The following is a 20,977-nucleotide window of genomic DNA, read 5'->3' as shown; positions in this document are numbered from 1 at the left end:
CCCCGCATGTGCGGGGCTGTTGTGTGATCACTGCACCGATACGGCTACCGGATCAGTCGATGTCCAGGAACGAGCGCAGCTGTTCCGAACGGCTCGGGTGACGCAGCTTGCGCAACGCCTTGGCCTCTATCTGACGAATCCGCTCGCGGGTGACGTCGAACTGCTTGCCCACTTCTTCCAGCGTGTGATCGGTATTCATGTCGATACCGAAGCGCATCCGCAGCACCTTGGCCTCGCGCGGGGTCAGCCCTGCCAACACGTCCCGCACCGTCTCGGAGAGATTAATGTTGGTGGTGTTGTCGATCGGGGACTCCACGTTGGTGTCCTCGATGAAGTCGCCCAGATGCGAATCCTCGTCGTCGCCGATCGGGGTTTCCATCGAGATCGGCTCCTTGGCGATCTTCATCACCTTGCGGATCTTGTCCTCGGGCATGTCCATTTCCTTGGCCAGCTCCTCCGGCGTGGCCTCGCGGCCGAACTGCTGGAGCATCTGGCGGGAAATGCGGTTCAACTTGTTGATCGTTTCGATCATGTGCACCGGAATACGGATGGTGCGCGCCTGATCGGCGATCGAACGGGTGATGGCCTGACGGATCCACCACGTCGCATACGTCGAGAACTTGTAACCGCGGCGGTATTCGAACTTGTCCACGGCCTTCATCAGGCCGATGTTGCCTTCCTGGATCAGGTCGAGGAACTGCAGGCCGCGGTTGGTGTACTTCTTGGCGATGGAGATGACCAGGCGCAGGTTGGCCTCGACCATTTCCTTCTTGGCCTTGCGTGCCTTGGCTTCGCCATAGGCCATCGCGCGGCTGATCTCCTTGATCTCGCCCAGGGTCAGGTAGTTGGCCTTCTCCATCTCGATCGAGCCCTGCTGCTCGGAGACGATCTGGTCCTTGACGTCGCGCAGCGCCGACGACCACTTCTGCTTGCGCTTGAGTGCGTCTTCCACCCATTCCAGGTTGGTCTGGTTGCCTTCCCAGGAGCGGATGAAATCCTTGCGCGGCATGCGTGCCACGGTGGTGGCCAGGTGCAGCACCTTGCGCTCGTGATCCTTGATGCCGTTGACCACGCCACGCAGCTGGGTGACCAGCGCATCGGTCAGCGGCAGCGGCAGCTTGAGCGTGGTGAAGATGGCGGCCATGTCCTCGCGCGCCTTGACCACCAGCTTGTGCTCGGCGCCGTTCTTGGCATAGATCTTCTTGAACTTGGCGTATTCGTTGGCCAGGTTCTCCATGCGCGTGGCCACTTCCACCGGGTCCGGACCGGTCGGGCCGGCCTCTTCCTCGGCAGCGTCGTCATCGCCGTCTTCGTCGTCGTCTTCATCGACCGCGTCTTCGTCGACGGCGACCGGGCCGGCGGCGGCCAGCGCAGCGGCGGCGGCGTCGGCTTCTTCGATCAGGTCGTTGAAGCCGACCACGATCTCGGCCAGACGCTTCTTGCCTTCCTTGTGCGCTTCGTAATCGGCCAGCAGCATTTCGGTCGACAGCGGGAACACACCCAGCGCTGCCTGGACCTGGCTAAGGCCTTCTTCGATACGCTTGGCGATGGCGATTTCGCCTTCGCGGGTCAGCAGCTCGACCGTACCCATTTCGCGCATGTACATGCGCACCGGGTCGGTGGTGCGGCCACCTTCGGTGTCGAGCGCGGTCAACGCGGCGGCAGCTTCTTCGGCTGCGGTGTCGTCAACCTCGCGGTTGCCGGTGTTGCCATCGTTGAGCAACAGGGTTTCAGCATCGGGCGCAACTTCATGGACATCGATGCCCATGCCGTTGATCATGCTGATGATGTCTTCGATCTGCTCCGGGTCGACCAGGTCGTCGGGCAGGTGGTCATTGACTTCGGCGTAGGTCAGATAGCCCTGTTCCAGGCCCTTGCTGATCAGTAGCTTGATGTCGGATTGCTGGGCAGGACGTTCGTTGGCCATGAGTGCTCGCGCCACCGGCTTTGAGATTGGAAAGAGAACCTAGCATTATACCAGCGTGAAGCCCGGTCTGCCGGATTCAAGACAGGACCGCTGGTGGACGTGGGGTTTCTAGGGTCTGAGAAGGAAGGTCACCGGGCCATCGTTGACCAGGTCGACAACCATATGGGCACCAAAGCGCCCGGTTTCCACCCCGCCGCGATGTTTTTGCCGGCAGATCGCCACCAATCGATTGAACGCCCGTTCAGCCTCCAACGGCGGCGCCGCCGTGCTGAAGCCGGGGCGATTGCCGGAACTGGTGTCTGCGGCCAGGGTGAACTGGCTGACCAGCAGCAGGTCGCCGCCGGTGTCGGTGAGTGAGCGGTTCATCTTGCCGGCGTCGTCGGCGAACACGCGGTAGCTGAGCAGGCGCTCGGCCAGGCGCCGGATCTGCGCGTCGCTGTCGCCGGGCTCGACCCCGACCAGGGCCAGCAGCCCGGGACCGATCTGCCCGACGGTCTGCGCATCGACCGTGACTGCGGCGCGGGTGACACGTTGAATCAGCGCAAGCATGGGCACTCTCCGGCAGCAAACTGTGCCGCGCAGCATGCCCAGCACGGTTGGCACTGTCACGCGCGGGTCATCGCCGGCCGCGCTGTTTAGAATTGCGCGAATGAAACCCGATGTTCGCGCTCGCCTGCTTTACGCCACCGCCGCCACCGTGGGCCGCCTGCCGTGGCCGCTGCTCAAACGTGTGGCCGACGCGCTGGCCTGGAGCTGGCGCAAGCTCAATGCGCGCGAGGCGCGCGTGGCACGCCGCAACCTGGAACTGGCGTACCCGGAACTGGATGCCGGCCAGCGCGCGCAGCTGCATGCGCAGGTGCTGCGGTCGACCGCGCGGCAGACGCTGGAAGTGCTGCGCACCTGGACCCGCCCGCCGGCCGAGAACCTGGCGCGGCTGCAACGCAATGGCCAGGCGCTCTACGATGCCGCGCTGGCCTCCGGGCGTGGCGTCATCGTGGCCGCGCCGCACTTCGGCAACTGGGAACTGCTCAACCAGTGGCTGTCCGAACGCGGGCCGATCGCCATCGTGTATCGTCCGCCGGAATCGGACGCGGTGGACGGCTTCCTGCAACTGGCCCGTGGCGGCGACAACGTGCGCCAGGTGCGTGCCGAAGGCCCGGCGGTGCGGCAGTTGTTCAAGGTGCTCAAGGACGGTGGCGCGGTCGGCATCCTGCCCGATCAGCAGCCGAAAATGGGCGACGGCGTGTTTGCGCCGTTCTTCGGCATCCCCGCCCTGACCATGACCCTGGTCAACCGACTGGCCGAGCGCACCGGCGCGATCGTGCTGTATGGCTGGTGCGAACGCGCCGGTGGCGACCTGCAATTCGCATTGCATGTGCAGCCGGCCGACCCGGCAGTGGCCGACGCCGACCCGGTGCGCGCCGCCAGCGCGCTCAACGCGGGCATCGAACAGATTGCCCGGCGCGACCCGGCGCAATACCAGTGGACCTACAAGCGCTACACGCTGCGCCCGCCGGGCAGCGGCGAGCCCAATCCGTATGCGACCGAGCGGCATCCGCACTGACGCCGGCTGGCTGAAGACGGATCCGCCTGCGCATAGCGCGGCGTTGCCGGCGGCTCAATCGTCGTGCGGATCGGCCGGCGTGGCGAGGATGCGCTGATAGAACGCCAGGTCCAGCCAACGGCCGAACTTGAAACCGGCCTCGCGCACGGTGCCGGCATGGGTGAAGCCGAACTGTTCGTGCAGGGCGATGCTGGCCTGATTGCTGGCATCGATGCCGCCGACCAGCACATGCACGCCGCGTTGTTCCGCCGCCGCGATCACGCCCTGCAACAGCAGGCGTCCGAGCCCCTTGCCGCGATGGTCGCGGTGCACGTAGATCGAATGCTCCACGCTGTACTTGAACGCCGGCCAGGCGCGGAAGGTGCCGTAGCTGGCGAACCCCATCAGGCTGCCGTCGGCAGCTTCCACCCCGATCACCGGAAAGCCGCCCGCGCGCTTGGTCGCAAACCAGCCGACCATGCTCTCCGGTGGCCGCGGCTTGTAGTCGTACAACGCGGTCGAGTTGGCGATGGCGTCGTTGAAGATCTCCAGGATGGCGCTGGCGTGGCGGTCTTCGCTGCAGTCGATGAGAGACATGGGGTCCGGTGCGGGCAGAGGGTCTTGGGATTAAAAGGCATTGCCGGGCGATGAACAACGCAGCCGGCATGCAACCAATCCACGCCTGCCGCGCAACTCAAACGGCGGGCGCTGGATGCAGCGTTCCACCCGGCCGTGGCGACTGGCGCTTGCGAACCACGCGACAATGGCCGCACGCGGCAGGCAACGGCCGCGGCGGCGTCCGCCTTGAAGCGGCCGTGGCAATCCCCATCTGGAGTCGTGCATGAGCAGCCCCGTCCCCTCCCCCAGCGCGCAGGCCTTCGGTGATCCGGCCGCGATCCGTTGCGAGCGCGCCGCCTCCGAACTGCGCGCCGGCCGCCCGGTGCTGCTGACGGCGGCCAACGGGCAGGCGCGCGCGGTGCTGGCGCTGGACAGCAGCACCGCGCAGTCCTATGCGGCCTTCGCGCGTGCGGCGCAGGGGCGGCACTATCTGTTCGTCACCCCGACCCGCGCCCAGGTGCTGGGCCTGAGCGCGCCGCAGGGCGCACGCGTGGCGCTGGTCGACCACGACTACGACCAGCTCGCTGCCCTGGCCTACCTGCGCGATACCCCGGTACCGACGCAATGGACCCCGGGCGATGCGTTGGATGCCGGCGCGGTGGAAATCGCGCGGCTGGGACTGCTGCTGCCGGCGATGCTGGCCGTGGAACTGCACGACGCGGATGGCCACGCCGCCTTTGCCGGTTGCCAGTCGCTGGCACTGGACGATCTGGGCAGCGGTTGCGCCAAATCCGCCGCGGCCGGCTACGAGTTGGTCACCCGCACGCCGGTGCCGTTGCGCGGGCTGGGGATGAGCGAGTTCGTGGTGTTCCGTGGCGGAGTGGCGCAGCGCGACCAGGTAGCGATCGTGGTCGGCCAGCCCGACCTGTCGGCGGCAGTGCCGGTGCGCGTGCATTCCTCCTGCCTGACCGGCGATCTGTTCGGTTCGCTCAAATGCGATTGCGGCGACCAGCTGCGGCATGGCCTGGCCAAGCTGAAGGAACTCGGCGGCGGCGTGCTGCTGTATCTTGACCAGGAAGGCCGTGGCACCGGCATCGCCGCCAAGATGCGCGCGTACGGTTACCAGCATGCCGGCCTGGACACCATCGATGCCGACGCGCAGCTGGGCTTCGGCCCGGACGAGCGCCGCTACGGCAGTGCGGTGGCGATGCTGCGCGGCCTGGGCATCGGCCGGATCCGGCTGCTGACCAACAATCCCGCCAAGGCCGAGCGCCTGCGTGCGGCCGGCATCGCGGTCGAAGACCGCATCCCGGTGACCGGCGACATCACTCCGGAGAACGAGCAGTACCTGCGCACCAAGGCCGCGCGTGCCGGGCATGCGCTGGATGTGGATGCGCTGATTCTGGCCGCACAGTAAGCGCCGCTGCGCCGGATGCGCCCGCCCGCGGCGCCCGGCTATGCTTGCGCACCGCTCCTGCAGGCCAGCCTTGTGCACGACGCTCCACCGCCGCACCCCGAGGTCATCGTCGCTGCCGCGCCGGCACAAGTTCCGGCGGTGGACCACACCCAGTGGCAACCGCTACCGCAACGCGGGGCGTATGTAGCCGGCGTCAACGGCGCGCTGGGTGGCGGATGTGCCGGGCTGATCGCCGCCGGCGTGACCGTCACCGTGCTGCACGCCTGGCATGACTGGCCGGTGGTGCTGGGCGTGACCGTGGTCGCCGCGCTGCTGGGTGCGTGGTTCGCGGTCAAACGGCATCGGCTCACCCACTGGAAACTCGACCAGCACGGCCTGGCGCTGCAACGCGGCCATCTGTGGCAGAGCGACACGCGCATCCCGATTTCGCGCGTGCAGCACGTGGACCTGCGCCGCGGCCCGATCGAGCGCGCCACCCGGCTGACCACGCTGGTGGTGCATACCGCCGGCAGCCGGCTCAACGCGGTGGCCTTGTCCGGCCTGGACCAGGGCGATGCCGAACGCCTGCGCGACCGCCTCGCCCGCCAGCTCGATCACGACGACGACGCGCTGTGAGCGCCATCGAACACCCCGGCCAGGACGAGCAGCGCCTGCATCCGCTGTCGTGGGTGTTCGTGTTGTTGCAGCAGATCCGCCAGTTCCTGATTCCGCTGGCGGCCTTGGTGCTGTTCGGCAGCCGCGATGGCAGCCGCGACTCGGCCGACCACATCGCCACCGGCGTGGTGATGGCAGTGCTGGTGGCAATCTCGGTGCTGCGCTATTTCACCTACCGCTACCGCATCGGCACCGATGGGGTGGCGATCCGCAGCGGGCTGCTGGAACGCAGCCGTCGCGATATCCCGTTCGCGCGCATCCATAACGTGGTGGTGCATCAATCGCTGCTGCACCGGCTGGCCGGCGTGGCCGAGGTGCGCCTGGAATCGGCCGGCGGCCATAAGCCCGAAGCGGAAATGCGCGTGCTGCGGCTGGACCAGGCGCTGGCGCTGGAAGACCTGATCCGTCGCCGCACGCATGACGCCGATGCCAGCACGCCGCAGATCGAGGCCGACAGCAACACGCTACTGCGTCTGCCGCTGGGCGAAGTGATCCGGCTGGGGCTGATCTCCAATCGCGGCATGGTGGTGGTGGCTGCCAGCTTCGGCGTGATCTACCAGATGATTCCGCGCCGCACGGTGTCCAACTTCGTCGAACACAATGGCGAGCTGGCCTACCGCTACGTCAGCCAGATCCATCCGGGGGCGGCAGTGACCGCCGCGTTGGTGGTGCTGGGCGCCCTGGCCGTATTGGTCGCGATGCGCGCGCTGTCGGTGGCGCTGGCGGTGGCGCAGTACCACGGCTTTCATCTCAGCCAATCCGAGCGCCGCCTCACCGTGGAGCGCGGCCTGCTGACGCGCATCCGCAGCAGCGTGGCGCTGCGGCGCATCCAGTCGTGGACGCTGTACGAAAGCCGCCTGCATCGCCTGTTCGGCCGTCGCCAGTTGCGGGTGGAGACTGCAGTAGCCGGCACCGCCGACCGCGAAGGCAGCGCATTGAAGGAGCTGGCGCCGATTGCCGACCCGCAGCGCTGCGATGCCTTGTTGCAGCGCCTGCTGCCGGGGATTGCCTGGCCGCCGGCACAGTGGCAGGCGATCGCTACGCATTGCTGGTGGCGCTTGAGTCTGCCCACGCTGTTGTTGCTGCTGCCGCTGGTGATGGGCCTGGCCTGGCAATTCGGCAACCAGGCGGCGTGGTTGCTGCTGTGGTTGCCGTGGAGTGCGTTCAAGGCGCATCGCCAGGTGCACCGCATGGGCTACGCGGTGGATGCGCGGTTTGTCGCCGTGCGCGGTGGCTGGTGGAAACGCTGGTGGCGGCTGGCCGAGCTGGACAAGCTGCAGGCGCTGCAACTGCAACGCTCGCCGCTGGACCGTCTGTCCGGCACCGCAACGCTGTGGCTGGACACTGCCGGCGCCAGCGCGGCCGGCCCGGGGTTGCGGCTGCGCTTTGTGCCGTTGGCGCAGGCGCAGGCACTGCAGGCGCAGTTGGGTGCCGCGTTGGCGCGGCGCAAGCTGCGTTGGTGAGTCGGGATTCGGGATTGGGTGAAGTGCTGATTGGCAGCGGTATCTCGTCGATGCGCAACTCGCAGCGATCAGCGTTGTGCCGGGCCCCAGTATCCGAGTTCGCGGCGGATCTGCAGGCCTCGCCACACTGCGCCCAGCGGCTTGCGCCGCAGCGTGCCGAGCTTGCCGGCGATGAAGTCCTCGGTCGCTGCCATCACCCGCTCCGACGACTGCCCGTCGCGGTATGGGTGGATCGCATCGGCATAACGGGCGAGCGCATCGCGCAGCGACGCATCCGGCGCCAGCGCGCGCGCCAGCTGCTGCGGCAATTGCCCGGGCTGCTGGAAGTCCAGCATATGCGGCTGCGGCACGCGGTTGCGGAAGGTCACCACCGGTTTGTGCTGCACCACGAACTCGGACACGATCGACGAGGTATCCGACACCAGCACATCGGCCGCACGCTGCGCGGCCATCACTTCTTCGGGTTCGACAAAGCGGGCATGCGGCCCGGCCAGCGCGCGATAGCGATCGAACAGCTCCGGCGCGCACTTCGGATGCAGCGTCAGCAGCCAGTAATGCGCACCGCATGCGATATCGGCGGCGATCTCGTCGTAGAGCGCGGGCGCAGCGCTCAAGCGCTCGGTAAACGTGGAGCCGAACAGGATCACCGGCCGCCCGTTGGCCGGCGCGCGCAGTGCAGCGCTGCGGCCGCCATCGTCGCGGAACACCGGGTCGAGCTTGGGCCAACCGGTTTCGACCACGGCAAAATGCCCTTCGCGCTCGGCAAGTGCGCGAAACGGCGCCGTGGTGGCCGGGCCTTGCGTGCAATACAGATCGAACAATCCGCGCACGCGGAAGTGCCCGCGGTTGTCTTCGCGTTTCTGCACGTTGAACCCATGGAACAGCTGCACCTTGGCGCCCGCAATGAACGGCGGCACCCAGTTGGCCGCGCTGAACACCGCACGCGGGCGCAACGCCAGCGCCTCACGCAGACCGACCTCGCGCACCTCCGGCAACACCAGCCCGCGCGCACCGCCCTCGAACCACGCCGATACGGCGTGCCCGCGGGCCTGTAATGCCTGCGCCAATGGCGCCAGAATAGGCAACGCGTAACGTTCCGTTGCGAACAGCAGGTATTGAGCCATCACATGTCCTCTTCGACCGCACCCGACGAACGGCCGCGCATCAGCGCCTGCATTATCGCGTTCAACGAGGCCGATCGCCTACGCGACTGCCTGCGCTCGCTGGCGTTCTGCGACGAGATCGTGGTGGTGGACTCCGGCTCCACCGACGCCACCGTGACGCTGGCCGCCGCGCACGGCGCGCGCGTCCTGCAGCGCGCCTTCGATGGCTACCGCAGCCAGAAGGCGTTCTGCGTTGCGCAGGCCAGCCACGACTGGGTGCTGTGTCTGGATGCCGACGAACGCGTCAGCGATGCCTTGCGGGCGTCGATCGTTGCCGCGCGCGATGGTGGCTTTGCCGATGCGGCAGGTTATCGCTTCGCACGGCTGTCGGATTATTTCGGCCGGTTCCTGCGCCATGGCAATGCCTATCCGGATCGGGTGCTGCGCTTGTTCGATCGACGCCGCGGCGGCTGGCGCGGCAAGCGCGAGATCCACGAGGCGGCCAGTGTCGACGGTGCAGTGGTGACTCTGGCCGGCGATCTGATCCACTACCCGTACCGCTCGCTGGCGCAGCAACTGGCCAAGACCCAGCGCTACGCGCAGATGATGGCCGAGCACGAATATGCGCGCGGCAAACGCGCGACCTGGAGCAAGCTGGTGCTGGCGCCGGCCTGGCGCTTCTGGCGCGGCTACCTGCTACGCGGCGGGTTTCGCGATGGCTGGCACGGGTTGATCTATGCCTACGTGCGCGCCAACTACGTGCGCCAGAAGACCATCATGCTGTGGCTGCTGCAGCACAACCAGCCGGTGCAGGACCCGCCGCGTGCGGACGAGCGGCGCGGCGACTAAGAGTCTTCAGCAACAACGTCCATTCCGGTGATCGAATCGACGTAAGGTCTAGAAGCCAACCCAGGCCGCGCTAGGCCTTGTCGGCCGCTCGAGCCGGGAACTCCTGCGCCTGACGCGCTGCCAGGCCGACCAGCACGCCGACCATGGCCGTATAGAAGCTGGCCGACACCTGGTGCGCAAACATCGACTGGGTCAGTCCGCACAGCGCATAGCTCACCACGATCATCACCCCGGCCGCGGCCGGTCCGCGGAACTGGCGCTGGCCACTGCGGCGATGCAGCCGCACGAAGATCCACAACGGCATCCCGTAGACCGCAAACAGCAGCAACAGGCCCGGCACGCCCTGGGTGGCGCCCCACTCGGCCAGATCGTTGTGCGCATGGCCCAGATGACAGCGCAGCAGCCAGGTGTCGCCGGCGCATACCGGTAGCTCGCGCATCGCATCGTCGAAGCGCCCGACGCCGATACCGGTGAGCGGATGCGCGCGCAAGGTGTCCCAGGCCACATGCAGGCGCTCGATCCGGGCACCGGCGGACGAGTCGCTGTCGCCGACCTCATAGCGCTGCAGGTCGCTCTGCAACTCGCCCAGGCGCATCTGCTGGGTCAACGCCGGCACGCTGAGCACCACGCCCACCGCCAGCACCGCACTGCCGACGAAGGTCAGCAAGCGCATGCGTGCGCTCTGCCAGGGCGCGCCCCAGATCAGCACGCCCAAGGTCACCAGCAACGACAACCACACCCCGCGACTGCCGCTGAGCACAATCACCACCACCGTGGCGATGGCCGCGCCCACCAGCCAGCGCACCTTGCCAGGCGGACGACAGAACACCGCCACCACCAGCAACATCAGCGCGATGTCGGCAAATACAATCGCATTGGTCCAGCCTTCCGCGCGGTCGGCACCGTTCATCACCTGCAGCATGGCGATCAACATTGCCGCGAACACGCCGGCCAGCGCGCCACGCCATAGCCAGACCTGGCGCGGCTGCAATGCGTACGCCCACAGGGCCGCCCACGGCAGCACCAGGAAGCGCGAGCGGTTGTCGACATCGCGCAGCCCGTGTTCGAACAGCACGATCGACAACAGCGACATCGCGATCACCGCCGCGGCCAACCACCCCAGCGCGCGCAGCGACCAGGGGCGCATGGCAACGCCTGCGCGCAGGCTGCGCCACCCCACCAGCGAGCCAAGCAACAGGCACAGCCCGAACGGCAGCAACCCGCTCGGCATGCTGACCACCAGCGCGGTCAACGCGAACACGCCCAGTTCGGCAATGCCCACACCTGCCGGTGACGCGATGGGGGCCGACGAGGAAAGCGCAGCGGACTGGGTGGGCAAGGAATTCATTCAGACATCGGTGGCAAGTGGGGGTGACATTGGGCGACACGCGTCAGCGACGCCGGCCAAGCTAACGATGCCCCGCATGAATCCATGCTAGACAGCGTCCGGCGGCGGCATTGACGGGCCGCCGATCGCGGCAGACATCTGCGCTGCGCCGGCTCATTCGGTGTCCAGGTTGCCCTGCTCCTGCGCTTCCACTGCCCGCTGCTCGGAGCTCGCCACGCAGCTGCCGTGCACGGCATCGGCCGGCACCAGCCACCAGCGACGGCGGTTGGCCACCCCCACCATCTGGCTGCGGCTGCGGTCCACGCAGCCCAGCAGCGAGGTCTCCTGCGCCATCAGCCAACGTCGATCGGGACGCTCTGCCTGCCAGGCCACCGCGCGCTGCAGCTGTTGTTCCCATGGCACCTTGAAGCCGAAGGTCTGCGCGGGGCGGTCGGCCATCAGCAGGTTCTGCTCTTTCCAGGCCACCAGCCCGAGCTGCGCGTCCGGGCCAATCCGGCGCCCGGCCTCGCGCATCACCGCGCCCGCCGAACTGGAGTCGTTGAAGATCGGATAGCAGACCAGGCCGAACGCCACCCACCACGCGCCCAGCAGCGATGCAGCGGCAAGCGCGGAACGGCGCACCCGCAGCAGCAACAGGCTTGCCACGCCCCACAGACCGACCGCCAGCAGCAGCCAGCCGAGCGGGTCGGTGGCCTCGCTGCCGACCCCGCGGCTGTCCATGATCTTCTGCTCGAAGCCCGGGTGCCCGATCAGCATCGCCGCGCCGCCGGCAGCGAAGGCCAGCGTCAGCAGCAGCACGAATCCGAACAGCAGCCGCTGCACCCCGGCGCGGCGCAGCAGGCCTGCCGCCAGCGGCGCCAGCGCCAGGCAGAACATCGGCAGCGCCGGCAGGATGTACACATCGCGCTTGCCGCTGGGAATGGTGAAGAACACCAGCACCAGCAGCCACCAGGCCAGCGGCAACAGATAGCGCGCATCGCGTCGCTTGAGCCGGCGCCACCAGGCCGGGATCGCCCAGGGCAGCACCAGGATGGTCGGCAGCCACATCGTGGCCATGCCCTTGAAGTGGTACCAGACCGGCTGCGCGTGATCCCAGGAATTGGCGTAACGCTTGGCGGTCTGGCGCAGCAGGATGTCGTTGAGATAGACGCGGTACTCGGGCTGGCCGGCGGTCAGCGCGGTCACCATCATCGGCACGAACCACAGCAGGATCGCGACGAAGAAGAACAGCGGCCCCAGCCAGAAACGCCGATCGCGCACATGCACGCGCACGCCCAGCCAGCCGCGCGCCGCCGCAATGCCGGCCGGGATCAGCATCAGCAAGGCGATGACGCCGACCCCCTTGGTGATCACGCCCAGCCCGGCGGCAAACCAGCCCAGCGTCCACCAGCGCCAGGCCGGCCCCAGCAGCAGGTGGCGCAGCAATCCGTAATTGGCCAGGGTGATCCAGAACACCACCAGCGGGTCGATCTGCGCCTTCTTGGCCTGGAAGGTGAAGTGCAGCGTGAACAACAGCATCCACGCCGCATACGCGCCCACGCGCCGGGTCCACAGGCGCCGCCCCAGGTCGTACACGCAGGCCAGCGTGCCCAACGCCGCCAGCAGCGACGGCAGCAGGAACGCCACCCGCCAGTTGCCCAGCAGCGTGTAGAACAGCGCCTGCAGCCACATCAGCATCGGCGGCTTGTCCGAGTACAGCTCGTTGCCGCGATGCGGGAACAGCCAGTCGCCGCTCATCACCATCTGCTTGGCGACCAGTGCAAACCGCGGCTCGTCCGACGGCCAGGGGTCGCGCAGTCCCAGGCCGGCACCGATCACCAGAACGGCGGTGATGGCCAGCAGCCAGAAATCCTTGGAAGCACGAGTCTTGAGCATGACGGGCGGCAATGGATGCGAAGGTGGAGCGCCGGGGTCGGCGCGCGGTCAGGACGCTTTTAGCAAAAGCGCGTAGAAAAAACCGTCGCAGTGCTGCTCGCCGGGGAAACGCTGGCGTCCGGCACCGGCCGCATGACCGAATTGCGCGCCCAGCGGCTGCGCCTGTGCATCGGCAGTGCGTTGCAGGAATGCCTGCACCTGCGCCTGGTTCTCGCGCGCCAGCAGGGAACAGGTGGTGTAGAGCAGCTGCCCGCCCGGTCGCAGCGTGCGCCAGGTGGCATCGAGCAGACGCGCCTGCAACGCGCACAAGGCGTCGATATCGTCGGCACGGCGATGCAGCAGCACGTCGGGCTGACGGCGCACCACGCCGGTGGCCGAACACGGCGCATCCAGCAGCACCGCATCGAACGACTGGCCGTCCCACCATGCGGCGGTATCGGCGGCGTCAGCGGTGTGCAAGGTCACCTGCGCGGCCGGCACGGTGCGCTGCAAGGTCTGCTGCACCCGCTCCAGCCGGCGCGCATCCACATCCAGCGCGGTGAGCTGCAGGCCAGGATGACGTTCCAGCAGATGCGCGGCCTTGCCGCCGGGCGCCGCGCAGGCATCGAGCACACGTGCCGATGGCGCCAGCGCCAGCGCATCGGCAACCTGCTGAGCAGAGCCGTCCTGCACCGAGACATCGCCGTCAGCAAAGCCGGGCAACTGGCTCACCGGCACCGCCCCGTGCAGACGCACCGCATCCGGCAACAGCGCATCCGTGTCCGCGCCGATGCCCAGCGCGGCCAGCCGTTGGACATAGCCGGCCGGGTCGATCCGCGAGCGCTGCACGCGTAGCCACATCGGCGCCATCTGCGCGCTTGCCACGAAGATGCGTTCGGCCTGCTCGCCCCAATCGGCGCGCAGTTGCTTGCGCAGCCAGGACGGCCAGCCCGCATCGGCGGACACCGCCGGAAACCCCTCGCGCTGGGCGCGCCGCAGGATCGCGTTGACCATGCCGGCCTGCCGCGGCCGGCCCAGCGCGCGGCACGCGTCCACGGTGGCCGACAAGGCCGCGTGCGCGGGCAGCTGCAGCACGTCGAGCTGGGCGAAGCCGGCCATCAGCAGCGCCTTCAGTTCCGCATCGCGCGGCGGCAGCGGGCGTTCCAGCCACTGCCGCAATGCCACGTCATAGGCCGGGCGGCGGCGCAGCACCGCAAAGCAGATCGCCTCCACCAGCGCGCGGTCGCGTGGATCAGCAAGACCGGGCAAGGTCGCGGCCAGTTCGGCCTTGAGCGAGCGGCCCTGGTCGAACACCGCCGTCAGCACCCGTGCCGCGGCCAGACGCGAGCCGACGCCCGCAGTTGCAGTCTCTGCCGACATCAGCGCAGCGCCGGCAGGTCGCGGCGCGCGTTGAGGTAGTCGGCAGCGGTGATCGCCTTGCCGCCCTCGCGCTGCAGCACGCGCACCCGCAGCGCGCCCTGCCCGCAGGCGATGTCGATGCCCTGCTTGCTGGCGGCGAGCAGGGTGCCCGGCGCCTGCTGATGGGCCAGCTCCAGCGCCACCGCACCATGCAGGCGCACGCGCTCGCCGGCCAGGACCGCCTCGGCCACCGGCCATGGATTGAACGCGCGTACCCGCCGCGCCAGTTCCTGCGCCGGCTGGGTCCAGTCCAGCCGCGCCTGCGTCTTGTCCAGCTTGTGCGCATAGGTCACGCCTTCGGCCGGCTGCGGCTGCGCCACCGGGCGGATGCCGGCACGCAGCAGGCCCAGGCCATCGGCCAGCACCTGCGCGCCCAGCGCGGCCAGGCGATCGTGCAGCTGCCCGCCGGTTTCCTGCTCGCCGATGGCCAGCCGCTGCGACAGCAGCACCGGGCCGGTATCCAGTCCGGCTTCCATCTGCATCAGGCAGACGCCGGTTTCGGTATCGCCGGCCTCAATCGCGCGCTGGATCGGCGCGGCGCCACGCCAGCGCGGCAACAACGAGGCATGCACGTTCCAGCAGCCATGGGTCGGCGCGGCCAGCACCGCCTTGGGCAGGATCAGGCCGTAGGCCACCACCACCATCAGATCGGCATTGAGCGCGCGCAGCGCGGCCAGTGCTTCCGGCGAGCGCAGCGTCTGCGGCTGGAAGACCGGGATGCCGCGCGCAATCGCCTCCAGCTTGACCGGCGACGGCGTCAACCCGCGGCCACGGCCGGCCGGCCGATCCGGCTGGGTGTAGACCGCCACCACTTCATGCCGCTGCGCGGCTGCGCGCAACGAGGCGACGGCAAAATCCGGCGTACCGGCGAATACGATTCTCATAGGGCGGGGATTCGGGAGTGGGGTTTGGGGAGTGGCAGTAGCGGCGGCGGGGAATGGGGATTCGGGCATCGGGATTCGCAGCAGGGGGCTTGGGCAACAGCGCAATGGCTGGCCAATCCCATATCCCAGGTCCCGACGTGTCGCCCCATCCGTGTACGCGGAGCGCGTGCAGCGACGGTCTGCGCCATCGCCCAATCACACGCATAGCCCCGCGCCGAGCGATTGAGCGTGGGGACCAACGGACCGGCAAGCAGCCAGAAAACCCGCTTCACCAATCCCCAATCCCGACTCCCCAATCCCTGCCCTCAGGCCACGTGCTTACGCTGCTTGGCCAGTTTCTTGCGCACCATTTCGCGCTTGAGCGGCGACAGGTAATCGACGAACAACTTGCCGTCCAGATGGTCCATCTCGTGCTGGATGCACACCGCCAGCAGGCCGTCGGTGCTCAGTTCCTGCGCCTTGCCCTGGCGGTCGAGATAGCGCACGGTGATCGCATCGGCGCGGGCGACGTCGGCATAGATGCCCGGTACCGACAGGCAGCCTTCCTGGTAGACCTGCTCGCCCTGCCTGCTCACGATCTCCGGGTTGATGAACACCTGCGGGAGCGTCTTCTCCTCGCTGACGTCGATCACCATGAAACGCTTGTGCACGTCCACCTGACTGGCGGCCAGGCCGATGCCGGGCGCCTCGTACATGGTCTGGAACATGTCGTCGAGCAGGGTCTGGAATGCCGGGCTGGTGAGCTCGGCAGCGTCGACCGGCACGGCCTTGGTGCGCAGCCGCGGATCGGGGAATTCAAGAATAGGGAGCAAAGCCATGGGATTACCCGTCTGGGAACACCGGCGCTGCGCCGGCAAGACGCTATCATTCTAGCGCAATGCTTGCGTGACGCCCCGGTTTCTGGACTATAGTGCGCAGACCTGTTGGGGAATCAGGCAAGAAGGCACTCATGTTGAACCGACTTCGTACGGTCGTCGCTGCGGCGATGCTGACCGTCGCGACCTACGCTGCCGCGCAAGCGGTGGGCGAGCATCCAGAGACTTACGTGGTCCGCAAGGGCGATACCCTGTGGGACATCGCTGGACGTTTCCTGCAAAAACCCTGGTTGTGGCCGGAAATCTGGCAGGCCAACCCGCAGATCCAGAATCCGCACCTGATCTATCCCGGTGACGTGATCAGCCTGGCCTACCTGGATCGCGTCGCCAAGGGCACCGTCCAGCCCGGTCCGCGCCAGGAAGCGCCGATCAATGCGATTCCGCTGGCCGATGTCGAGCCGTTCCTGAAGAACCTGCGCGTCACCGACGACTTCGATCAGCTGCCGTATGTGGTGGGCCTGGAAGGCGGCCGCACGCGCGCCACCACCGGCCAGGTGGCCTATGTGGTCGGCCTGGACAATGCACAGCCGGGCCAGCGTTTTGCGGTGGTACGCCCGACGGTGAAGTTCAGCCTGCCCAAGCACAACGAAGACCTCGATGCGGCCGGCAACATCACCGCAGGCGCCGGCAACATCTGGAAGAACTACATCGCGCCGAGCACGCGCCGCGAGTTCCTCGGCTACGAACTTGCACAGGTCAACGTCGGCACCATCACGCGCAGCGCGGCGGGCGGCAACTCCAAGGCGGCCACCCTGCTGCTGCAGGACAGCGGCCGCGAGGTACGCGCCGGCGATCGGATCGTCGCCGTCGAGGCGCAGCCCTACGACCTGCAGTTCATTCCGCATCCGCCGTCGGAACAGGCCCTGCAGACCGAATTGCGGGTGCTGGCCATCTCCGATGCCTTCATCGTCGGCGGCACCCGCGACGTGATCGCCATCTCCGGCGGCGCCCGCGAAGGCATCAACAACGGCACGGTGTTCTCGATCTGGCGCAAGGGCCGCACGGTCAGCGACCGCGTCAAGCACTCGCGCTTCTCGCGGACCGACGACGACTTCAGCGGCCCGGCCGGCTCCACCGTCGGCCTGCCCGACGAATACGCCTCCCACGCGATGGTGTTCCGCACCTTCGACAAGGTCAGCTATGCGCTGGTGATGGAAAGCGTCAAGCCGACCGGCCTGGGCTACTTCGTCAAGCATCCCGACGCGCAGTAAGCGAAAATTCCGATGCGGTAATACGACGGCGCCTGAGGGCGCCGTCGGCGTTTGCGCTTCAGGCTGGACGCATGGCCCTCCCCACTTCCGACCTGCGCGCACTTCTGACCCTGCTCCTGGCGGGCGGCCGCAGCCCGCCGCGCCACGCGCTGCTGGACTGCTTCGCCAGCCCGGCCGAGCTAATAGCGGCCGGACCCGAGGCCTGGCTTGCCGCCGGCTGCGACGAGTTGCAGGTGGCCCGGCTGCAGACCCCCGATGCACGCGCCCTGGACGCCGCCCTGCAGTGGTGCGAGCAGCCCGGCCATCACCTGATCGGCCTGAACGATCCCGACTATCCCGCCCTGCTGCGCCACATCGTCAATCCGCCGCTGGCCCTGTTCGTGGACGGCGACCCGAACGCGCTCTGGCACCCGGGCGTGGCCGTGGTCGGCAGCCGCTCCGCCACCGCCGGCGGCCGCGACCACACCCGCGCATTCGCCTCCGGCCTGGCCGGCGCCGGGTTGGCCATCGTCAGCGGTATGGCCGCCGGCGTGGACGCGATCGCACACGAGGCCGCGCTTGCCCGTGCCGGGGCCATCACTGTGGCGGTGGTGGGCACCGGCGCGGATGTGGCCTACCCGGCAAATCACCACTCCCTGCGCGATCGCATCGCCGCGCGTGGCGCGGTGGTCAGCGAGTACCTGCCCGGCACCGGGCCGGTCGCGGGGCACTTCCCGGCCCGTAACCGGATCATCGCCGGGCTGGCCCTGGGCACCCTGGTGGTGGAAGCGGCCATGCGCTCGGGCGCGCTGATCACCGCGCGGCTGGCGGCGGAGGCCGGGCGCGAGGTGTTCGCCCTGCCCGGCTCGCTGCACAATCCGCTCGCGCGTGGCTGCCATCACCTGATCCGGCAGGGCGCCACCCTGGCCCAGGAGCCGGCCCAGGTCATCGACGGCCTGCGCCTGCTGTCGGGCGAACTGGCAAGCGCCTTGCGCCAGCGCCTGGCCGCCCCCACTGATCAGGCCAGGACACCGCCGCAGGCCGGCCCGCCGCGGCCGGATCCGGACTACCAGCGCTTGTGGCAGGCGCTGGGCCATGACCCAACCCCTATGGATTCCCTGGTCGAACGCACCGGATTGACGGCCGCCGCGCTGTCCTCCATGCTGCTCATCATGGAACTGGAGGGAGACGTGGTCACCGAGCACGGTCGCTATACCCGCAATCCCTAGTTTCTTCACCTCCACAGCGTCGCGCGACGCAGGCCGAGGGGCAATGAAAGAGAGCATTCTTGATGTACTGCTGTACCTGTTCGAACATTATTTCAGCGAAGATGCGGACCTGGTCCGCGACCGTGACTCGCTTCAGAATGGCCTGATCCAGGCCGGTTTCAGTCCCGCAGAAATCAGCAAAGCCTTCGATTGGCTGGACGCGCTCTCCGAGCAGCGGCCCAGCGTCGCGCGCCCGCATGTCGATGGACCGGTACGCATCTATCACGGCCCGGAGCTGGACAAGCTCGATGTGGACTGCCGTGGATTCCTGTTGTTCCTGGAACAACACCGCATCCTCGACGCCGACCAGCGCGAGCTGGTGCTGGATCGCGCCATGGCGCTGGACCAGGACGAACTGGACCTGGACGACCTCAAATGGGTGGTCTTGATGGTGTTGTTCAACCAGCCGGGTGCCGAAGCGGCCTACGCCTGGATGGAAACGCAGATGTTCCTGGACGAGCCTGAACCCGTACACTGAGGCGGAAGCCGCAACGGACGCGTGCGAGGGGACGGCAATGAGCAGTTGGTATTACGCCGAGGGCAACCGCCACCGGCGTGGCCCGGTGGCCGACGAGGCCTTGCTGGCGCTGTATCGCGATCACGCGATTGCACTGGACACCTTGGTCTGGCGCGAAGGATTTGCCCGATGGGTGCCGCTGTCTGCGTGCGCCGACGAACTCGGGCCACCGATTTCCACCGATCTGCGCGCCGCAGCGCTGCCGCCGCCCCTGCCGTCGGTTCCGCCAGCGGCTGTTCACAACGCAGCCGCCAGTGCACCCTCTTCGTCAGCGCATCGCCTGCCTGGCAACGGGCCGGGGTGGCCGCTGGCGTTGGTGCTGGGCGCGGTGGTGGGCATGTTCGTGCTGGTGGCGATGATCGGCATCCTGGCGGCGATCGCGCTGCCGGCGTACCAGGACTACACCACGCGTACCAAGGTCGCCCAGGCGATCGCGGCGCTGACGCCCCTGAAGCCGCAGATCGCCGAATTTCTCGCGCAGCAAGGCCGTTGCCCGGTCAACGGCGACGCCGGCTTTCTCGCGCCCGAGCAGTATGCAAACGATGTCCTGAGCAGCGTGCGGATCGGCCGTTTCGACACCACCAACTGCGGCGTCGAGGCGCTGCTGCATGCGCCGAAAATGGCCAGGATCGACGGCAAGGCGCTGTGGCTGGATTTCGACGCGGACGCCGGCAGCTGGCAGTGCAGCTCCGAGATCGACGACAACCAACTTCCGCCGGACTGCCGCGGCTAGTCAATCGCTTTACGCAAGGGGACTTCAATGACGCAGTGGTATTACGCCGACGCACAACGCGAGCGCCAGGGGCCGGTGGACACGGACACGCTTCGCGCGCGCCTGTCGGAAGGCTTGATCAATGCATCCAGCCTGGTCTGGCGCGAAGGCTTTCCGCAGTGGGTGGCACTTGGCGAGGTCGCGGCCGAGTTGCGGATCGACACCGCCGTGCCAGCGCCCGCCGCGCCGAGCGTCGGAGATGTGCCGGTGAACGTTGCGCACAATGAGTCGCAGGCGACGGTTCACCCGACCAGCGTCGCGGTGGATCACACGCCTGCTGCAGATGCGCCCTTTGCCAGCCCGGCGGCAGACGCTGCACTCGGGCAGACCGACTTTGGGCTTGCCGATCACCCTCCCGTAGCCGACCACCTGCAGCGTCCGCCGAGCGGGCAGGCTGCGCTGACAGATCCAGCGGCGTGGTCCACCACGTCGGCAGACCCTGCGGCAACTCCGGCCGCATCGAGCCCGCTCCTGGCCAACACCTCGCACGCGCCTGCAACACCCGCGCATGCCGCGTCGCAACCACCCGCCGGCGCGCCGCTTCCAAGCGCCTGGGATTCCGTCGCCGCGCCCACGGCAAGCGTCGCATTACGCGATGCCCCGGTTGTCTACGCCGGCCTGTGGCGGCGCGTGGCCGCCAGCATCCTGGACAGCCTGATCACCAGCTTTGCGGTGTACCTGATCGTGATCCCGTTGGTGTTCGTCGTGGCGTTGGCAACCAGCCGGGGCGATTCCGGCTCGGCGCTGGACGACGGCAGCGCGCTCAGCATCGCCATCCTGGTGATGTCCTACGGCATCGGCCTGGCGATCCCGACGCTGTATTTCGCCTGGATGCAGTCCAGCCGGCACCAGGCCAGCCTGGGCAAGCTCGCCTGCGGCATCAAGCTGGTGCGCGCCGACAGCAATGGCGGCCGGGTCGGTTTCTGGCGCAATGTGCTGCGTTACCTGGCCTACATGCTGATCAGCGTGCTCACCCTGGGCATCGGCGTGGTCGTGGCCGCGTTCATGGCCGGCATGACCGCGCGCAAGCAGGCTCCGCACGACAAGGTCTGCGACACCCTGGTGGTGGACCGCTGGGCGTTTACGGATCACCCGGAGCGGCAATCCAGGGGTCTGGACACGGTCACCATCGTGGTGCTGGCCATTTATGCGGTGCTGCTGGTGATCTCGGTGGTGGTGGTGGGCTTCATGCTGGCCGCCATCGGAATGAGCCAGAGCTAGCAGTTGGCGGCCCTGGCCGCTTGACACGGCGGCGTCCGCCGTGATCTTTCTAATAAGAGAACTGAACGCCCGGGCTCGTTTCCCGGGCGTTGACCTGTGGGAAACGGTCGATCTG

At 67.9% G+C, this 20,977-nt stretch carries 19 protein-coding genes; 10 read left to right on the top strand and 9 right to left on the bottom strand.

Annotated elements, in window-relative coordinates; translation table 11 throughout:
• Positions 1-52: 52 nt before the first annotated feature.
• Positions 53-1,927, bottom strand: coding sequence for an RNA polymerase sigma factor RpoD (rpoD, locus tag XARJCFBP2528_RS15420; RefSeq protein ID WP_016902493.1), 1,875 nt, complete (start codon positions 1,925-1,927; stop codon positions 53-55).
• 108 nt (positions 1,928-2,035) lie between these two features.
• On the bottom strand, positions 2,036-2,476 hold the full coding sequence (dtd, locus tag XARJCFBP2528_RS15415; RefSeq protein ID WP_016902494.1) for a D-aminoacyl-tRNA deacylase: 441 nt from the start codon (positions 2,474-2,476) through the stop codon (positions 2,036-2,038).
• On the opposite strand from dtd, the gene XARJCFBP2528_RS15410 reads away from it, so the two are divergent.
• Complete coding sequence (locus tag XARJCFBP2528_RS15410) at positions 2,475-3,491, top strand: lauroyl acyltransferase (protein ID WP_024938516.1); 1,017 nt, start codon at positions 2,475-2,477, stop codon at positions 3,489-3,491. The two genes, dtd and XARJCFBP2528_RS15410, sit on opposite strands and share 2 nt — an antisense overlap.
• Positions 3,492-3,545: 54 nt before the next feature.
• On the opposite strand, the gene XARJCFBP2528_RS15405 is transcribed toward XARJCFBP2528_RS15410, so the two are convergent.
• The gene (locus XARJCFBP2528_RS15405) at positions 3,546-4,067 is read right to left on the bottom strand and encodes a GNAT family N-acetyltransferase (RefSeq protein WP_016902496.1); all 522 of its coding nucleotides are present in this window, start codon (positions 4,065-4,067) and stop codon (positions 3,546-3,548) included.
• A 244-nt stretch (positions 4,068-4,311) separates the two neighbouring features.
• Between XARJCFBP2528_RS15405 and ribA the strand changes: the two genes are divergently transcribed.
• From ribA to XARJCFBP2528_RS15390, 3 genes are all read left to right on the top strand, one after another.
• Entirely contained in the window at positions 4,312-5,445 is a 1,134-nt protein-coding gene (ribA, locus tag XARJCFBP2528_RS15400; RefSeq protein ID WP_039525017.1) for a GTP cyclohydrolase II RibA, read from the top strand.
• 138 nt (positions 5,446-5,583) lie between these two features.
• Positions 5,584-6,060, top strand: coding sequence for a PH domain-containing protein (locus XARJCFBP2528_RS15395; RefSeq protein ID WP_039529659.1), 477 nt, complete (start codon positions 5,584-5,586; stop codon positions 6,058-6,060).
• Positions 6,057-7,562 (top strand): PH domain-containing protein, encoded by a 1,506-nt coding sequence (locus XARJCFBP2528_RS15390; protein ID WP_016902499.1) that lies wholly within the window; start codon positions 6,057-6,059, stop codon positions 7,560-7,562. Before XARJCFBP2528_RS15395 ends, XARJCFBP2528_RS15390 begins: the two co-directional genes overlap by 4 nt.
• 68 nt (positions 7,563-7,630) lie before the next feature.
• On the opposite strand, the gene XARJCFBP2528_RS15385 is transcribed toward XARJCFBP2528_RS15390, so the two are convergent.
• A complete protein-coding gene (locus XARJCFBP2528_RS15385; RefSeq protein WP_016902500.1) occupies positions 7,631-8,689 on the bottom strand; it encodes a CDP-glycerol glycerophosphotransferase family protein in 1,059 nt (352 codons plus the stop codon).
• Between XARJCFBP2528_RS15385 and XARJCFBP2528_RS15380 the strand changes: the two genes are divergently transcribed.
• Positions 8,690-9,514, top strand: a complete 825-nt coding sequence (locus XARJCFBP2528_RS15380) for a glycosyltransferase family 2 protein (protein WP_016902501.1) — start codon at positions 8,690-8,692, stop codon at positions 9,512-9,514.
• 70 nt (positions 9,515-9,584) lie between these two features.
• On the opposite strand, the gene XARJCFBP2528_RS15375 is transcribed toward XARJCFBP2528_RS15380, so the two are convergent.
• The 5 genes from XARJCFBP2528_RS15375 to def form a co-directional block, all read right to left on the bottom strand.
• Positions 9,585-10,862: an O-antigen ligase family protein gene (locus tag XARJCFBP2528_RS15375; protein WP_026064325.1), complete on the bottom strand. Its 1,278-nt coding sequence runs from the start codon at positions 10,860-10,862 to the stop codon at positions 9,585-9,587.
• A 153-nt stretch (positions 10,863-11,015) separates the two neighbouring features.
• Positions 11,016-12,737 (bottom strand): ArnT family glycosyltransferase, encoded by a 1,722-nt coding sequence (locus XARJCFBP2528_RS15370; RefSeq protein ID WP_047124867.1) that lies wholly within the window; start codon positions 12,735-12,737, stop codon positions 11,016-11,018.
• Positions 12,738-12,785: 48 nt separating this feature from the next.
• Complete coding sequence (gene rsmB / locus XARJCFBP2528_RS15365; protein WP_047124866.1) at positions 12,786-14,096, bottom strand: 16S rRNA (cytosine(967)-C(5))-methyltransferase RsmB; 1,311 nt, start codon at positions 14,094-14,096, stop codon at positions 12,786-12,788.
• The gene (gene fmt, locus XARJCFBP2528_RS15360) at positions 14,096-15,019 is read right to left on the bottom strand and encodes a methionyl-tRNA formyltransferase (RefSeq protein WP_047124865.1); all 924 of its coding nucleotides are present in this window, start codon (positions 15,017-15,019) and stop codon (positions 14,096-14,098) included. Before fmt ends, rsmB begins: the two co-directional genes overlap by 1 nt.
• Before the next feature lie 305 nt (positions 15,020-15,324).
• Positions 15,325-15,837, bottom strand: coding sequence for a peptide deformylase (gene def / locus XARJCFBP2528_RS15355; protein ID WP_024938525.1), 513 nt, complete (start codon positions 15,835-15,837; stop codon positions 15,325-15,327).
• Between the two features lie 131 nt (positions 15,838-15,968).
• Between def and XARJCFBP2528_RS15350 the strand changes: the two genes are divergently transcribed.
• From XARJCFBP2528_RS15350 to XARJCFBP2528_RS15330, 5 genes are all read left to right on the top strand, one after another.
• Positions 15,969-17,105, top strand: a complete 1,137-nt coding sequence (locus XARJCFBP2528_RS15350; RefSeq protein ID WP_026064326.1) for a LysM peptidoglycan-binding domain-containing protein — start codon at positions 15,969-15,971, stop codon at positions 17,103-17,105.
• A gap of 71 nt (positions 17,106-17,176) precedes the next feature.
• The gene (gene dprA, locus XARJCFBP2528_RS15345) at positions 17,177-18,313 is read left to right on the top strand and encodes a DNA-processing protein DprA (protein WP_047124864.1); all 1,137 of its coding nucleotides are present in this window, start codon (positions 17,177-17,179) and stop codon (positions 18,311-18,313) included.
• A gap of 43 nt (positions 18,314-18,356) precedes the next feature.
• Positions 18,357-18,830 carry a DUF494 family protein gene (locus tag XARJCFBP2528_RS15340; RefSeq protein ID WP_003484452.1) on the top strand — a complete coding sequence of 158 codons (474 nt, stop codon included), beginning with the start codon at positions 18,357-18,359 and terminating at the stop codon, positions 18,828-18,830.
• 37 nt (positions 18,831-18,867) lie between these two features.
• On the top strand, positions 18,868-19,602 hold the full coding sequence (locus XARJCFBP2528_RS15335) for a pilin (protein ID WP_047124863.1): 735 nt from the start codon (positions 18,868-18,870) through the stop codon (positions 19,600-19,602).
• 27 nt (positions 19,603-19,629) lie between these two features.
• Positions 19,630-20,862 (top strand): RDD family protein, encoded by a 1,233-nt coding sequence (locus tag XARJCFBP2528_RS15330; protein WP_047124862.1) that lies wholly within the window; start codon positions 19,630-19,632, stop codon positions 20,860-20,862.
• Positions 20,863-20,977 lie beyond the last annotated feature (115 nt).

Origin of the sequence: Xanthomonas arboricola pv. juglandis (assembly GCF_001013475.1) — a bacterium.
GTDB lineage: Bacteria > Pseudomonadota > Gammaproteobacteria > Xanthomonadales > Xanthomonadaceae > Xanthomonas > Xanthomonas arboricola.
This window is presented reverse-complemented; position numbering and strand designations above follow the sequence as displayed.

Bases quoted from the DNA above. Each gene is read 5' to 3' on its own strand.
- XARJCFBP2528_RS15405 (WP_016902496.1), bottom strand. From the start codon at position 4,067: ATGTCTCTCATCGACTGCAGCGAAGACCGCCACGCCAGCGCCATCCTG.
- XARJCFBP2528_RS15380 (WP_016902501.1), top strand. From the start codon at position 8,690: ATGTCCTCTTCGACCGCACCCGACGAACGGCCGCGCATCAGCGCCTGC.
- XARJCFBP2528_RS15330 (WP_047124862.1), top strand. From the start codon at position 19,630: ATGACGCAGTGGTATTACGCCGACGCACAACGCGAGCGCCAGGGGCCG.
- XARJCFBP2528_RS15335 (WP_047124863.1), top strand. From the start codon at position 18,868: ATGAGCAGTTGGTATTACGCCGAGGGCAACCGCCACCGGCGTGGCCCG.
- XARJCFBP2528_RS15350 (WP_026064326.1), top strand. From the start codon at position 15,969: ATGTTGAACCGACTTCGTACGGTCGTCGCTGCGGCGATGCTGACCGTC.
- rpoD (WP_016902493.1), bottom strand. From the start codon at position 1,927: ATGGCCAACGAACGTCCTGCCCAGCAATCCGACATCAAGCTACTGATC.
- XARJCFBP2528_RS15375 (WP_026064325.1), bottom strand. From the start codon at position 10,862: ATGAATTCCTTGCCCACCCAGTCCGCTGCGCTTTCCTCGTCGGCCCCC.
- XARJCFBP2528_RS15340 (WP_003484452.1), top strand. From the start codon at position 18,357: ATGAAAGAGAGCATTCTTGATGTACTGCTGTACCTGTTCGAACATTAT.
- rsmB (WP_047124866.1), bottom strand. From the start codon at position 14,096: ATGTCGGCAGAGACTGCAACTGCGGGCGTCGGCTCGCGTCTGGCCGCG.
- def (WP_024938525.1), bottom strand. From the start codon at position 15,837: ATGGCTTTGCTCCCTATTCTTGAATTCCCCGATCCGCGGCTGCGCACC.
- XARJCFBP2528_RS15370 (WP_047124867.1), bottom strand. From the start codon at position 12,737: ATGCTCAAGACTCGTGCTTCCAAGGATTTCTGGCTGCTGGCCATCACC.
- dtd (WP_016902494.1), bottom strand. From the start codon at position 2,476: ATGCTTGCGCTGATTCAACGTGTCACCCGCGCCGCAGTCACGGTCGAT.
- fmt (WP_047124865.1), bottom strand. From the start codon at position 15,019: ATGAGAATCGTATTCGCCGGTACGCCGGATTTTGCCGTCGCCTCGTTG.
- dprA (WP_047124864.1), top strand. From the start codon at position 17,177: ATGGCCCTCCCCACTTCCGACCTGCGCGCACTTCTGACCCTGCTCCTG.
- ribA (WP_039525017.1), top strand. From the start codon at position 4,312: ATGAGCAGCCCCGTCCCCTCCCCCAGCGCGCAGGCCTTCGGTGATCCG.
- XARJCFBP2528_RS15410 (WP_024938516.1), top strand. From the start codon at position 2,475: ATGGGCACTCTCCGGCAGCAAACTGTGCCGCGCAGCATGCCCAGCACG.